Source organism: Magnetospirillum gryphiswaldense MSR-1 v2 (genome assembly GCF_000513295.1).
GTDB lineage: Bacteria > Pseudomonadota > Alphaproteobacteria > Rhodospirillales > Magnetospirillaceae > Magnetospirillum > Magnetospirillum gryphiswaldense.
On sequence record NC_023065.1, the window covers coordinates 3355180 to 3368144 of the forward strand.

General features: G+C 64.9%; 15 protein-coding genes. 10 read left to right on the forward strand and 5 right to left on the reverse strand.

Annotated elements, in window-relative coordinates:
- Window positions 1–87: 87 nt before the first annotated feature.
- From MGMSRV2_RS16125 to MGMSRV2_RS16135, 3 genes are all read right to left on the reverse strand, one after another.
- A complete protein-coding gene (locus tag MGMSRV2_RS16125; RefSeq protein ID WP_144084322.1) occupies window positions 88–582 on the reverse strand; it encodes a cytochrome c in 495 nt (164 codons plus the stop codon).
- 49 nt (window positions 583–631) lie between these two features.
- Window positions 632–991, reverse strand: a complete 360-nt coding sequence (locus MGMSRV2_RS16130) for a carboxymuconolactone decarboxylase family protein (protein WP_024081427.1) — start codon at window positions 989–991, stop codon at window positions 632–634.
- 83 nt (window positions 992–1074) lie between these two features.
- Window positions 1075–1515: a nucleoside deaminase gene (locus MGMSRV2_RS16135; protein WP_024081428.1), complete on the reverse strand. Its 441-nt coding sequence runs from the start codon at window positions 1513–1515 to the stop codon at window positions 1075–1077.
- Window positions 1516–1589: 74 nt separating this feature from the next.
- Between MGMSRV2_RS16135 and MGMSRV2_RS16140 the strand changes: the two genes are divergently transcribed.
- From MGMSRV2_RS16140 to MGMSRV2_RS16155, 4 genes are all read left to right on the forward strand, one after another.
- Window positions 1590–2306 (forward strand): gamma-glutamyl-gamma-aminobutyrate hydrolase family protein, encoded by a 717-nt coding sequence (locus tag MGMSRV2_RS16140; RefSeq protein ID WP_024081429.1) that lies wholly within the window; start codon window positions 1590–1592, stop codon window positions 2304–2306.
- Window positions 2303–3166 carry a pseudouridine synthase gene (locus tag MGMSRV2_RS16145; RefSeq protein WP_024081430.1) on the forward strand — a complete coding sequence of 288 codons (864 nt, stop codon included), beginning with the start codon at window positions 2303–2305 and terminating at the stop codon, window positions 3164–3166. The genes MGMSRV2_RS16140 and MGMSRV2_RS16145 overlap by 4 nt, the downstream gene beginning before the upstream one ends.
- A complete protein-coding gene (rsmD, locus tag MGMSRV2_RS16150) occupies window positions 3147–3692 on the forward strand; it encodes a 16S rRNA (guanine(966)-N(2))-methyltransferase RsmD (protein ID WP_041633687.1) in 546 nt (181 codons plus the stop codon). Before MGMSRV2_RS16145 ends, rsmD begins: the two co-directional genes overlap by 20 nt.
- Before the next feature lie 87 nt (window positions 3693–3779).
- Entirely contained in the window at window positions 3780–4475 is a 696-nt protein-coding gene (locus MGMSRV2_RS16155; RefSeq protein ID WP_144084323.1) for a Bax inhibitor-1/YccA family protein, read from the forward strand.
- 85 nt (window positions 4476–4560) lie between these two features.
- Here MGMSRV2_RS16155 and MGMSRV2_RS16160 read toward each other — a convergent pair whose 3' ends face one another.
- Window positions 4561–5766: a penicillin-binding protein activator gene (locus MGMSRV2_RS16160; RefSeq protein WP_242410695.1), complete on the reverse strand. Its 1206-nt coding sequence runs from the start codon at window positions 5764–5766 to the stop codon at window positions 4561–4563.
- 206 nt (window positions 5767–5972) lie between these two features.
- On the opposite strand from MGMSRV2_RS16160, the gene rsmI reads away from it, so the two are divergent.
- From rsmI to gshB, 5 genes are read left to right on the forward strand one after another with little or no spacing between them, the layout of a single operon-like run.
- Complete coding sequence (rsmI, locus tag MGMSRV2_RS16165; protein WP_041633688.1) at window positions 5973–6833, forward strand: 16S rRNA (cytidine(1402)-2'-O)-methyltransferase; 861 nt, start codon at window positions 5973–5975, stop codon at window positions 6831–6833.
- Window positions 6830–7207, forward strand: a complete 378-nt coding sequence (locus tag MGMSRV2_RS16170; RefSeq protein WP_024081435.1) for a YraN family protein — start codon at window positions 6830–6832, stop codon at window positions 7205–7207. Before rsmI ends, MGMSRV2_RS16170 begins: the two co-directional genes overlap by 4 nt.
- Window positions 7208–7263: 56 nt before the next feature.
- A complete protein-coding gene (locus tag MGMSRV2_RS16175; RefSeq protein WP_024081436.1) occupies window positions 7264–7866 on the forward strand; it encodes a BON domain-containing protein in 603 nt (200 codons plus the stop codon).
- The gene (locus tag MGMSRV2_RS16180) at window positions 7866–8678 is read left to right on the forward strand and encodes a transglutaminase family protein (RefSeq protein WP_024081437.1); all 813 of its coding nucleotides are present in this window, start codon (window positions 7866–7868) and stop codon (window positions 8676–8678) included. The genes MGMSRV2_RS16175 and MGMSRV2_RS16180 overlap by 1 nt, the downstream gene beginning before the upstream one ends.
- An 11-nt stretch (window positions 8679–8689) precedes the next feature.
- Window positions 8690–9655 (forward strand): glutathione synthase, encoded by a 966-nt coding sequence (gene gshB, locus MGMSRV2_RS16185; RefSeq protein WP_041634706.1) that lies wholly within the window; start codon window positions 8690–8692, stop codon window positions 9653–9655.
- Between the two features lie 113 nt (window positions 9656–9768).
- Here the strand turns inward: gshB and MGMSRV2_RS16190 are convergent, their stop codons facing one another.
- Window positions 9769–11280, reverse strand: a complete 1512-nt coding sequence (locus tag MGMSRV2_RS16190; protein ID WP_024081439.1) for an ATP-binding protein — start codon at window positions 11278–11280, stop codon at window positions 9769–9771.
- Between the two features lie 173 nt (window positions 11281–11453).
- Here MGMSRV2_RS16190 and MGMSRV2_RS16195 point away from each other — a divergent pair, with 173 nt between their 5' ends.
- Window positions 11454–12965 (forward strand): YifB family Mg chelatase-like AAA ATPase, encoded by a 1512-nt coding sequence (locus tag MGMSRV2_RS16195; protein ID WP_024081440.1) that lies wholly within the window; start codon window positions 11454–11456, stop codon window positions 12963–12965.

Below are 12965 nucleotides of genomic sequence, written 5' to 3' on the forward strand. Positions count from 1 at the left end.
ACGGGAGAGTGTTGACATCATCATCGTTCCCGATTCGGAACAAGAGCGCGAAGAACCGCCAATTTCATCAATACCCCCATGGGGCGATCAGGGGGCCATCCGTCCGCGCTGGCCTGGAGACGGTAATTGCGCGGTGGCGAAACTATCGAAAACCCAATTGGCGACCGCTTGCAATTCCCCATCGGTCAGTTCGGGGAAGGTATCGCCGATGGGGGACATCAGGCCAAAGCGCTGCACCGCCATAGCGTCCACGGCCTTGGCCTCGGCCGGGGCCTTGATGAAATCCAGCACGCGGGCGACAAAGACGGCGCGGTCAGGACCAGTCACCTGCCGCAGATGCGCCGCCATCATATCCATGGGCGGCGCAATCATTTCATCGCGCCGCGCTGTGTCGCGCTGTTTGAAATGACAGGCCCCGCAGGCCCGGTCAAAAATAGCCTCGGGCTGCTCAGCCTGGGCCGGAACCGTCAATATCAGTGCGGACAGAAGGGGAAAGATCAACGCTCTCATCGCCATTCTCCGTCCAATGGTCGATCGTGGATGACAGCACAAAACCATTCTGTCTGCCTTGACGGCGATCAAATCGCCCGGCCAAGGAATGACCCAACGGGTCATTCCTTGGCGAAAGCGATTATTCTGCGACTTTGTCGGCGACGTGCTGGTCGAAGGCCTCGACCGCCAATCCGCCATACATCAAGGACGGACCGCCGCCCATGTAGACGGCCATGCCGATGACTTCCATCAGTTCCTCGCGGCTGGTGCCCAGGTCGCGGGCGGTGCGGGTGTGAAAGGTGATGCAACCGTCGCAGCGGGCGGCGATGGCAATGCCCAGGGCCACCAGTTCCTTGGTCTTGGCGTCCAGGGCGCCATCGGCGCAAGCGGCCTTGGCCATGGCGGAAAAGCCCTTCATCACCTCGGGGATGCCGCCGCGCACCTGGCCGACCAACGCCGACAAATCCTTGGCCAGTTCGGGCCAGTCCTGGGTGCTCATCAGAGGAAACTCCGTTTGTTATTCGATGTCGCTAATATGCTGGTATTAGCAAATAATGGGAAGCGCGCACCGCGCATACTCCCCTAGCGTCTTTGCCGGAAGAAGTCTTGCAGCAGCGCAGCGTTCTCCGCCTCACGCAGGCCGCCGACGATTTCCGGGCGATGATGGCAGGTGGACCGCTCGAACACCCGCGCCCCATGTTCGACGCCGCCGCCCTTGGGGTCGTAGGCGCCGTAATACAGCCGCCGCAGCCGCGCGTGGGCGATGGCCGCCGCGCACATGGGGCAGGGTTCCAAGGTCACATAGAGGTCGCATTCCTCCAGCCGGGTTTGGCCCAATCGGGTCGCGGCGGCGCGGATCACCTGCATTTCGGCGTGCGCCGTGGGGTCGTGCAGTTCCTCGACCCGGTTGCCGTCGGCGGCGATGACCTGACCGGCCCGCACCAACACGGCACCCACCGGCACCTCGCCACGGCGGGCGGCGGCGGCGGCCTGATCCATGGCCATCTGCATGAAGTCGTCCATGCCCCCACATCTAACACATTGCCGCCATCGGCGCAGGGCACTATACGAAGATCATCACAGGCCAAAGGCATTCCATGCGCGATCTTCCCGTCATCGGCATCACCTTGGACAGCGAGGAGCCGGGGGGCTATTCCAAATTCCCCTGGTATGCGCTGCGCCAGAATTACTGCTCTGCCGTGGTGGCGGCGGGCGGCTTGCCGCTGCCCCTGCCGCATGAACCATCCCTGGCCGCCGATTACCTTGACCGCATCCACGGTCTGATCGTCACCGGCGGCGCCTTCGACGTCGACCCTGCCCTGTTCGGCGCCGCCACCCGCCATGAAACGGTGGTGGTGAAAAAGGCCCGCACCCAATTCGAGCTGGCCATGATCCAAGGAGCGCTCAAGCGCGACATGCCGATCTTGGGCATTTGCGGCGGCCAGCAATTGCTGAACGTCGCCCTGGGTGGCACCCTGATCCAGCATATCCCCGATGAGGTGGTCGAGTGTCTGGCCCATGAACAGCCCAATCCGCGGGATCAGGCCGGCCATGACGCCGTGCTGGTCCCCGGTACCCGGCTTGCCGACATCGCCCAAAGCTTGCGCATCCCGGTCAACAGCGCCCATCATCAGGCGGTCAAGGATGTGGCGCCCGGCTGCGTCGTCAATGCCCGGGCCGAGGACGGGGTGATCGAGGGCATCGAGCACCCGGGCCACAAATTCTGCATCGGCGTGCAATGGCACCCCGAATTCACCATTTCCGACGCGGATTCCCGTTTGTACCGCGCCTTCATAAAGGCCTGCCACGCATGAGCGAAGACACCCTTGCCGCTACCGATACTCTTCCCGAGACCGAAGAAAAAGAACGCATCGCCAAGCGGCTGGCCCGCGCCGGCATCTGCTCGCGCCGCGACGCCGAAAAGCTGATCACTTCGCGCAAGGTGGCGGTCAACGGCGTGGTTCTGGAAAGCCCGGCCTTTCTGGTCGGCCCTGGCGACCGCATCGTCGTCGACGGCCAGTTGGTGCCCGAGGCGGAAAAGGCCCGGGTGTGGCGTTATCACAAGCCAGCGGGGCTGGTCACCACCCACCGCGACCCTCAGGGCCGCGCCACCGTGTTCGAGAAACTGCCGGCCACCATGCCCCGCGTGATTTCCGTCGGCCGGCTGGATCTCAATTCCGAAGGGCTGCTGCTGCTCACCAATGACGGCGAGCTGGCCCGGTCGCTGGAACTGCCCGCCGCCGGCTGGGTGCGGCGCTATCGCGTGCGCGTCCACGGCACCATCGAGCCGGAAAGTCTGGTGCCGCTGGAAAAGGGCCTGACCATCGACGGCGTCAAATACGGCCCGATCAAGGCCATCCTGGATCGTCAGAAAGGCTCCAACGCTTGGCTGACCATCAGCCTGAAGGAAGGCAAGAACCGCGAAATCCGCCGGGTGATGGAGCATCTGGGCTGGCCGGTCAGCCGCTTGATCCGGGTGTCTTACGGCCCGTTCCAGCTGGGCAGCCTGGAAGAAGGCGGGGTCGAGGAAGTGCCGGGCAAGATCGTCAAGGAACAATTGGGCCAAGGCGGCGGCAATTGGGCCAAGGCCGACACCGAGGACCGCCCGCGTCCGCCGTCCAACCACAAGAAGCCCCATGCGGGCAAGGCATCGCATGAGAATCGTCGGCGGTAAGCATAAAGGTCGGGTTCTGACCGCCCCCGATGGTCGGGTGGCGCGGCCCACCGCCGACCGGGCGCGGCAGGCCTTGTTCAACATCCTGGCCCATTCCGATCTGGTCGAGCTTGACGGCGCCCGCGTGGTCGATTGCTTCGCCGGCTCCGGCGCCCTGGGGCTGGAAGCCTTGTCGCGCGGCGCCGCTCATGTCAGCTTCATCGAAAGCCACCCGGATTCCCTCAAGGCGATCCGCGCCAATCTGGCGGCGTTGAAGGAAAACGCCGACATCATCCGCGCCGATGCGACCAAGGCTCCGCCGTCCAAGGCGGCCTGCACGCTGGCGCTGGTGGATGCGCCTTACCATTCCAACCTGTCGGCGCCCTGCCTGAGCGCCCTGGCGGTGGGCGGCTGGTTGGCCGATGGCGCCCTGGTGGTGGTGGAAGTGGCGGCGAAGGAAGAGTTTCAGCCGCCTCCCGGCTTCGAACCGCACGACCAGCGTATCTATGGCGCCGCCCGATTGATATTCTTGCTTCATCGCGCTTGATTTGGCCCCTGACCGCGCCATATCGGTCGCAACGTCAACCCCCGAGCCACGAGGTACACAATGGCCTTCGGATCCGATCGTAAATATATGACGCCTGCGCAAGCCGACGCCGCACAGATCGATGTCGGCCTGCGTCAGTACATGCTGCGGGTTTACAACATGATGGCGCTGGGTCTGGCGCTTACCGGCGGCGTCGCCCTGCTGGTCGCTTCCAGCCCCTCCGCCCTGCAGATGATTTTCGGCACGCCGCTCAAGTGGGTGGTCATGCTGGCCCCCGTCGGCTTGGCCTTCTTCCTGTCCATGCGCATCCATGCCATGAAGGCGTCCACCGCCCAGGGCGTGTTCTGGCTGTACGCCGCTCTGATGGGCGCGTCGCTGGCTTCGGTGTTCATCGTCTTCACCGGCGCCTCCATCGCCCGGACCTTCTTCGTCACCGCCGCCGCCTTCGCCGGCCTGTCGCTGTGGGGCTACACCACCAAGCGCAGCCTGAGCGGCATGGGCACCTTCCTGTTCATGGGCACCATCGGTCTGTTGATCGCCTCGGTGGTCAACATCTTCCTGGCCAGCTCCATGCTGCAATTCGTCATCTCGGCCGCCGGCGTGCTGATTTTCGCTGGTCTGACCGCCTATGACACCCAGAAGATCAAGGAAATGTACTTCGAACTGGATGATAGCGAGACCGCCAGCAAGAAGGCCGTGTTCGGCGCCCTCAGCCTGTACATGGACTTCATCATGCTGTTCCAGTTCCTGCTGCACTTCATGGGCGTGCGCAACGACGAGTGATCGTCCGCTGACGCAGATCAGAAGTTATCACCCCCGCCGGGGCAACCCGGCGGGGGTTTTGTTTAGGAGTGCGATGGAAGGATCGTCACATCCCCGGCTGGGCGAAGCTGGTGGGCGAAGGCGCGATGTCACGAATACCGGCCTTGGCGATCTCGCGCACGGCCAGCCCGCGTTCGACGGTGCCGTCGGCGCGCAGACGGAACAAACCGTCCATGCCGGCGAAGCCGCCGCTATTGGTCAACGTCGCCGCCGAATAATCCAGATTCTGCCGCACCAGCGCCGCCGCCAGGGCGGTGGCGTCATAGGCCAGCGAGGCCCGCAAGGTGCCGGCCCGGGGCGGACGCGACCCGAAGGCGGCGGCATAACGGCGCTCGAACTCGGCATAGCCCTCGGCGGCGGGGGCGGCGAACCAGGCGCCTTGCAGCGACGGCTCGGCGGCCAGACGCGGATCGTCCCACAACATGGTGCCCAACAGCGGCACCTTGTCGATGTCCACTTCGTAATAAGTCACCAGCGACGACACCGTGCGCAGGCGGGTGCCCTCATCGGCGATCAGTACGGCGTCGAAGGGCGGCGGCGGAATGGCGCCTACCTCCTTACGGTCGCGGCCACGGGTGCGCGCATCGGATTCGGTGAAGCGCTTGATGGTGTTGCTGACATCCTTGGCCTGGGGATCGTAGAACTCCACCTTGGCCACTTGGCCACCCACTTGCGGCACCACGTTGCGAAAGGCCTCGGCCACCGCCTGACCATATTCATCCGCCCGCGCCAGCAAGGCGAAACGCTGCTTGCCCTGAGAGCGGGCATGGATGACCACCCGCTGGATCTGCGATTCGGGCAAAAAGCCCAGGGTGTAGATGCCCTGGCCCAGCATGGACCGGTCAGTGGTGAAACTGACCAGCGGTATCCCCCAGGCCCGCGCCTGCGGCGCCACCGCCTTGACCTCGGGCGAGAAGACCGGCCCCAGAATGATGTCGGCGCCTTGGGTGCGGGCCTGTTCCAACGCCGCCACCGCCCCTTCGGGCGTGCCCTTGGTATCCAGCGGAATCAAATTCAACCGTTCGTCGGCCACGTCGAACAGGGCCATCTGGGCAGCATTGGACATGGCCTGCCCCCAGGCGGCATAAGGCCCAGAGAGGGGCACCAGCAGGGCGGCGCGGATTTCCTCGCGGCCCTGGAAGCTGGCGCCGGCCATGGGCGTGGGGACCGGTGGCAGGGCGGGGGGCAAGGGTTCCGAGCGCACCGGCGCCGGTACGGGTGTGGGTGCGGGAACCGGGGCCGGCAATTGCACCTGCGGTCGTTGTCCGGCAGGGGCTTGAACCGGCGGGGCTTCGGCCCGATTTTGCGGTGCGGGCTTGGTTCCGCTCAGCCACGGTGGTACTTCTGTTTGGCTACAACCGCTCAACAGCAGGGCCGACAGCAATGGCAAGGCAACAAAAAGGCGACGCAACGGACCTCTCCCCGACGGCGAACGACGGCGAAGCCGAGGGTAGACACTTGCGCGTCCGAAGTAAACCGGCGCCGGGGCTGTATCTGGTCGCCACCCCCATCGGCAACATGGGCGACATCACCTATCGCGCCGTGGAGGTGCTGAGCGTCGCCGACGTGGTGGCGTGCGAGGATACCCGCGTCACCGGCAAGCTGTTGAACCGGCTGGGGCTGGACCGTCCGATGACACCCTATCACGAACACAACGCCGAACGGGCCCGGCCCGAGCTGATCGAACGGTTGAAGCAAGGTCAGATCGTCGCCCTGGTCTCCGATGCCGGCACACCCTTGGTGTCGGACCCCGGTTATCGGCTGGTCAAGGCCTGCGTCGCCGAAGGATTGACGGTCACCGCCTTGCCCGGCGCCTCTGCCGTCATCACCGCCTTGCAATTGTCGGGATTGCCCAACGACCGCTTCCTGTTCGCCGGCTTCCTGCCGACCAAGGCCGCCGCCCGGCGCAAGGCCTTACGCGAGGTGGCCAAGGTACCGGCCACCCTCATGTTCTATGAATCACCCAATCGCCTGGGCGAATCCCTGGCCGACATGGCTGCGGTTTTGGGCGCCCGTGAGGCTGCGGTGGCGCGTGAGCTGACCAAGCTGCATGAAGAAGTGGCCCGTGGCGACCTGTTCGCGCTGGCCAACCGCTATGCCGACACTCCCCCCAAGGGCGAGGTGGTGGTGGTGGTGGCGCCGCCCTCGGATTCGCTGCCGCCGGATGACGCGGAATTGGACCAGCGCCTGAAGGCCGCCGTCGATGGTGGCGCCTCGGTCAAGGATGCTGCCGCCCTGATCGCCGCCGAAACCGGCTTTCCGCGTCGCGACATCTATGCCCGGGCGCTTCGGCTGTTCCGCGTCGACGCCCCGAATTGAGCGCCCGTCACAACACATCGGGGCGAACCGGCAAACGGGCGGAACGCCTGGCCGCCTGGTGGCTGCGGTTGAAAGGCTATGCCATCCTGGCCCAAGGCCAACGTTGCGGACGCGGCACCGGTGCCGGCGAAATCGACATCATTGCCCGCCGGGGCGGCGTTATCGCCTTCGTCGAGGTCAAGGCCCGCGCCAGCCTGGACGATGCCGCCCAAGCCATCAGCGCGGCGCAGCGCCGCCGTATTGCCCGGGCGGCGGCGGCGTTCATGGCCGCCAACCCGCGTCTTGGCGAGTGCAGCCCACGCTTCGACGCCATTCTTTTTGCCCCCGGCAAGCTGCCTTGCCACATTTCCGACGCATGGCGGATGGATGCTTGAGGGGATCGGCAAGCGCCGTTAAGGTCGTGCAACGATAGCTGAAAAGGAATGAAGCCGTGACGATCCACCGTTCCCTCGCCCTGATCGCCATGCTGGCCACCGCGCCATCCCTGTCGGGCTGCGTCGGCATGGTCATCGGCGCCGGCGCCACCGCCGGGGTGGCCGCCTCGGAGGAACGCGGCCTGGAAGGCGCCGCCCAGGATGCCCGCATCCGCGTCGAGATCAACGAAGCCTGGTTCCGCCACAACGTCGACATGTATTCCAAGGTCACCCTGGCCATCAGCGAAGGCCGGGTGTTGCTGACCGGTACCGTACCGACCGAGCAGGTGCGCGAGGACGCGGTCCGCCTGACCTGGCAGGTGGCCGGCGTGCGCGAGGTTTATAACGAGCTGCTGGTGAGCGAAAGTTCCGGGGTAATCGACGGCGCCCGCGACCTGCGCATCCAGCAGGAAATCAAAAGCCGCATGCTGTTCGACAAGCAGATCAGCAACATCAACTACACCGTCGACGTTACCGACGGCACCGTTTATCTGCTGGGCATCGCCCAATCCGACACCGAACTCAACCGGGTCATCGGCCATGCGCGCGAGGTTTCGGCGGTCAAGAACGTCATCACTTACGTGCGGCTGAAGAACGACCCGCGGCGTCACGGCGGCTGATGGGCGTCGAAACCGAAATCCTGGCCGATCTCAGCCAGTTCACCGATGAGTCCGTTTCGGTGCTGGAGGCGGCCCTGGCCCTGGCCGCCCTGCACCGTCCGGGCGCCGACATGGCCGTGGCGCGGGCCAAGGTCGAGGATCTGGTCGAGCAGGTCCGCCGCAGCTTGCCGATCAAACCCCATGCCAGCCAAATGGCGGCAATCCTCGCCGATACACTGATTCATCGCCATCGTTTCGGTCCCGGCGGCGATGAGGCCGACGGCCACGAAGTGCCGCAATTGCTGGAACATGGGCGGGCCGGCCACGATACCCTCGCCATGCTGTGGCTGAGTGTCGCCGCCGCTGCCGGGCTGGATTGCGAGATGCTGGCCTTTCCCATGCATGCCCTGATCCGTCTGGCCGACCACGCGGGCGGGCGGGTGATCGTCGAATGCGCCGACGGCCGCGTGCTCGATTCCCCCAGTCTGCGCGTGTTGCACAAGCTGGATGCCGGCCCCAGCGCTGAACTCGACCCTGATTTCTTTACCCCGCTCTCCGCCCGCCAGGCTTTGTTGCGCTGGCGGCAAAGCCTGAAAATGCACCATCTGCGCCAAGGCCGCATGGAAACCGCCCTGGCGGTGGTGGAAAGCTGCCTGCTGTTCGCGCCGGCCAAGGCCAGCCTGTGGCGCGAAGCCGGACTGATGCGCCTGCGCCTGAACGACCTGACCGGGGCGGCGGCGGCGCTGGAACAATTCGTCCAGCGCGAGGATAATGCCCTGGCGCGTGGACGCGGCAAGCAATTGCTGGCCGAGATCCGCTCTCGCATGAATTGATGGAGGATAAGGTGAGCCTTGCCGTAGCGATCCAGATGGACCCCATGGATTCCATCAATATCAATGCCGATTCCACCTTTGTCCTGGCGCTGGAAGCGCAAAGGCGCGGCCACGCTTTGTTTCATTATCTGCCCACCGATCTGGCCTTGAAGAACGGGCGGGTGATGGCCTGGATCAGGCCATTGCAGGTGCGCCGGGAACTGGGCAACCATTTCACCCTGGACGAGCCGCAACTGGTCGATCTGGCCACCATGGACGTGGTGCTGATGCGCCAGGATCCGCCCTTCGACATGGCCTATATCACCGCCACCCATCTGTTGGAGCACATCCACCCGGCGACCTTGGTGGTCAACGACCCGGTACATGTGCGTAACGCCCCCGAGAAATTGCTGGTTACGCACTTTCCCGGTCTGATGCCACCGACCCTGATCACCACCGATCGCCGTCAGATCATGGAGTTCCGTAAGGAATTCAAAGATCTGGTCATCAAGCCACTATTCGGCAACGGTGGCGCCGGGGTGTTCCACGTCAAGCCCGACGACGAGAACCTGAACAGCCTGTTGGAAATGTTCACCCAGCTTTACCGCGAACCGGTGATGGTGCAGCAATATCTGCCGGCGGTGCGCCAGGGCGACAAGCGCATCATCCTGGTGGACGGCAAGCCGGCGGGGGCGGTCAACCGGGTGCCGCAGGCGGGCGAGGCTCGGTCCAACCTGCATGTGGGCGGCACCGCCATGAAGGCGGAACTGACCGCGCGTGACCGCGAGATCTGCGATGCCATCGGCCCGACGCTGCGCGCCCGCGGTCTGGTTTTCGTCGGCATCGACGTCATCGGCACCTACCTGACCGAGATCAACGTCACCTCGCCCACCGGTATTCAAGAGATCAACCGCTTTGACGACGTCCGCGTCGAGGCGCAAATCTGGGACGCCATCGAATTGCGCCGCGCCGCTACCGCCCAGGTTCCAACGGCCTAAATAGGTCTAAATCAAAGAGTTGCGTTCTTTTTCTAAGATAGAGGTGGAAGTCTGCACCACTTCCGCCACCATCTAACTTCTTCTGAAGTTGACGAACAACTGCAACTTCAGTTTTACCGCGATTGCTGTTGCGGCATAGAAACGTCCCCAGACCCGGCGTCGGCCAGGGTGAAGCGAAACACCGCACCATGGGGGTGGTTGTCCTCGACCCACAGACGTCCGCCGTGACGTTCGACGATCTTCTTGGCGATGGCTAAGCCAACACCGGTGCCGGGGACCGAGGCGTGGCTATGAAGCCGTTGGAATATATGAAAAACCCGCTCGTGCGCGGCTTGGGGAATGCCGATACCGTTATCGGCCACCGACACCAGCCAGCGCCCCTCTTGCGCCACCACCTCGATGGTGACCCGAGGGGCACGGTCGGCGGCGCGGTATTTCAGCGCGTTGCCCAATAGATTCTGCAGCAGCCGCACCAGCATGGGCGCCTCGCCCAGCACCACCGGCAGCCGGGCGGGACGGATGATCTGTCCACCGCTTTCAGTGAGAGCAGCGGTCAGATTGGCCAGGGCGGCATCCAGCACCACATCCAGCTCGGTGGGCTGCAACGCCGGCTCGCCCCGGCTGACGCGGGAATAGGTCAGCAGGTCGTCGATCATCCGCTTCATGCGCTGGGCGCCGTCGGTCATGTAACCCAGGAATTCCCGTCCGTCGGCATCCAGGGTCGGACCATAGCGCTTGTCCACCAATTGGGCGTAAGAGCCGATCATACGTAACGGCTCCTGCAGATCGTGCGACGCCGCATAGGCGAAGGTCTCCAACTCGGCGTTGGACCGGGCCAGATCATCGACGGCGCGGCGCAATTCCGCCGTACGGGCGGCAACCATGGCTTCCTGTTCCGTCTTGGCTTGGGCCAATTGGCGCCAGCCGGCGCGCAGCCAGGTCAAAAACGCCAGTGTCGCCCCGGCCAGCAGCAGATAACCGAAGGCGTGCAGAACGATGGTTTGTTGCTTTTGCGGGTTGATCTCGGCCAGCACCTGGACGGCATCGATGGTGACGCTGATACCGCCGCGCACTTCGCCTACGTGATAGCCCTGATTGGCATGGCATTGCAGACAGGCGTCCTCGACCAGCAAGCGCCCGAGATAACGAAACGAATCGGTGCCGCCCATCTCGACCCGGTCCAGGACTTCCTTTTCCCCCCGCTCGAAATTTTGCAGCGCCTGTTCCTCCCACGGGTCGGGGGCATTCCCGGGACGGATCGGCTTCAGGCTGGTCAGACGGAACGACAATCCGCCCTGGCTGCCCATCAGTTCCGACACCTGCCGGGTCATATAGGCGGGATTGATCTTGGTGTAGGCGCGACCATTGATGACGACGTCACGCTGGGGGTCCACCAACCACTCATTGGGCGGCGACTTTTCCGTCACCGGGGCATAGACGCCGCCGTGATAGGCGTTCCACAACCGCGTGGTTTCGAGGATAGAAAACAGCATGCGGGCACGGGCGAAGGCCACTTCCCGGCCCTGGACGTCGAGCAGGGCCAGATTGTGCCACAATGACGCCGCCACCAGCCCGGCCCACAGGGTCAGGGAGCCCAATTCCAACACATAACCGGGGAAGCGCATGCCCGTCCGTCCATCAAGCCGCCGGCATCCGTCCCCCGCCCTGGATGCATGAACCCAGGATATATCAGCCGGGCGGGGAATTCACTCTTATTGGCAGGTAGATAAAACTCTTGCGCCCGGCCAGCATGCGGGTACACCTAAAACACTCTTCAAACGCGGTGTTTACCCTTTTTATGACCACCCACGCCCCCACAATCGCCTTCGCCGGCATCGACTGCCTCGACATCGACGTCCAGGTGCAGATCGCCAACGGCCTGCCGGCCTTCACCATCGTCGGCCTGCCCGACAAGGCGGTGGGGGAAAGCCGCGAGCGGGTGCGCGCCGCCTTCAACTCCCTCGGCCTGTCGCTGCCACCGAAACGAATCACCGTCAACCTCGCCCCCGCCGATTTGTTGAAGGAGGGCAGTCATTTCGACCTGCCCATCGCCCTTGGCCTGTTGGCGGCCATGGGGGTGCTGCCGGCGGATGAAGTGGCCGGCTATGTCAGTTTGGGCGAATTGGGTCTGGACGGGTCACTGGCCCCGGTGGCCGGAGTGCTGCCGGCGGCCATCGCCGCCAATGCCGCCGGCAAGGGTCTGATCTGCCCCGGCAGCCAGGGATCGGAAGCGGCCTGGGCCGGCGATGTCGAGGTGCTGGCCCCGACCGGTCTGCTGGCCTTGATCAATCATTTCAAGGGCACCCAGGTTTTGCCCCGGCCCCAGCCCATGCTGGCCGACGATGAGTCCGCCCCCCTCGACCTCAGGGACATCAAGGGCCAGGAATCGGCCAAGCGCGCCCTGGAGGTCGCCGCCGCCGGCGGTCACAACCTGTTGATGATCGGGCCACCAGGATCGGGGAAATCCATGCTGGCCGCCCGCCTGCCCGGATTGCTGCCACCGCTGGAACCAGCCGAGGCGCTGGAAGTCAGCATGATCCATTCCATCGGCGGCCACTTGGCCGAGGGCAAGCTGCTGCGCCGCCGCCCGTTCCGCGACCCCCATCATTCCGCCTCGGTCCCGTCTTTGGTCGGCGGCGGCTCACGGGCCAAGCCGGGAGAGGTGTCGCTGGCCCATAACGGCGTGTTGTTCCTGGACGAATTGCCGGAATTCCAGCGCGCCGCCCTGGAAGCCCTGCGTCAGCCGCTGGAATCGGGTCGGGTCAGCGTGGCGCGGGCCAACGCCCACGTGGTCTATCCCTCGCGCATCCAATTAGTGGCGGCCATGAACCCGTGCCGCTGCGGCTATCTGGGCGACGCTGGTCTGGCCTGCACCAAGGCGCCCAAATGCGGGGCCGAGTACCAGAACAAGATTTCCGGGCCGCTGTTCGACCGCATCGACCTGCACGTCGAGGTGCCTGCCGTCAGTCCCGCCGATCTGTCGCTGCCGCCACCGGCGGAAGGATCGGCCCAGGTGGCCGCCCGCGTCGCCGCCGCCCGCGCCCTCCAAGCCGAACGGGGGGCGGAACTGGGCATCCGCAGCAATGCCTTGCTCGATGGCGAGGAGTTGGAAAAGCTGGCCGCCCCCGACGCCCCCGGCCGTGCCCTGTTGGCCGAGGCGACCGACCGCATGCGTCTGTCGGCACGCGGCTATCACCGGGTGCTACGGGTGGCCCGCACCCTGGCCGATCTGCAAGGCGGCGGCGGTGTCAGCCGCCTGCACGTGGCCGAAGCCCTGTCATACCGCCGGCTGATGCCGGGGCGGTCATAG

Bases quoted from the DNA above. Each gene is read 5' to 3' on its own strand.
- MGMSRV2_RS16195 (WP_024081440.1), top strand. From the start codon at position 11,454: ATGACCACCCACGCCCCCACAATCGCCTTCGCCGGCATCGACTGCCTC.
- MGMSRV2_RS16140 (WP_024081429.1), top strand. From the start codon at position 1,590: ATGCGCGATCTTCCCGTCATCGGCATCACCTTGGACAGCGAGGAGCCG.
- MGMSRV2_RS16130 (WP_024081427.1), bottom strand. From the start codon at position 991: ATGAGCACCCAGGACTGGCCCGAACTGGCCAAGGATTTGTCGGCGTTG.
- rsmD (WP_041633687.1), top strand. From the start codon at position 3,147: ATGAGAATCGTCGGCGGTAAGCATAAAGGTCGGGTTCTGACCGCCCCC.
- MGMSRV2_RS16180 (WP_024081437.1), top strand. From the start codon at position 7,866: ATGGGCGTCGAAACCGAAATCCTGGCCGATCTCAGCCAGTTCACCGAT.
- MGMSRV2_RS16145 (WP_024081430.1), top strand. From the start codon at position 2,303: ATGAGCGAAGACACCCTTGCCGCTACCGATACTCTTCCCGAGACCGAA.
- MGMSRV2_RS16135 (WP_024081428.1), bottom strand. From the start codon at position 1,515: ATGGACGACTTCATGCAGATGGCCATGGATCAGGCCGCCGCCGCCGCC.
- MGMSRV2_RS16190 (WP_024081439.1), bottom strand. From the start codon at position 11,280: ATGCGCTTCCCCGGTTATGTGTTGGAATTGGGCTCCCTGACCCTGTGG.
- MGMSRV2_RS16155 (WP_144084323.1), top strand. From the start codon at position 3,780: ATGACGCCTGCGCAAGCCGACGCCGCACAGATCGATGTCGGCCTGCGT.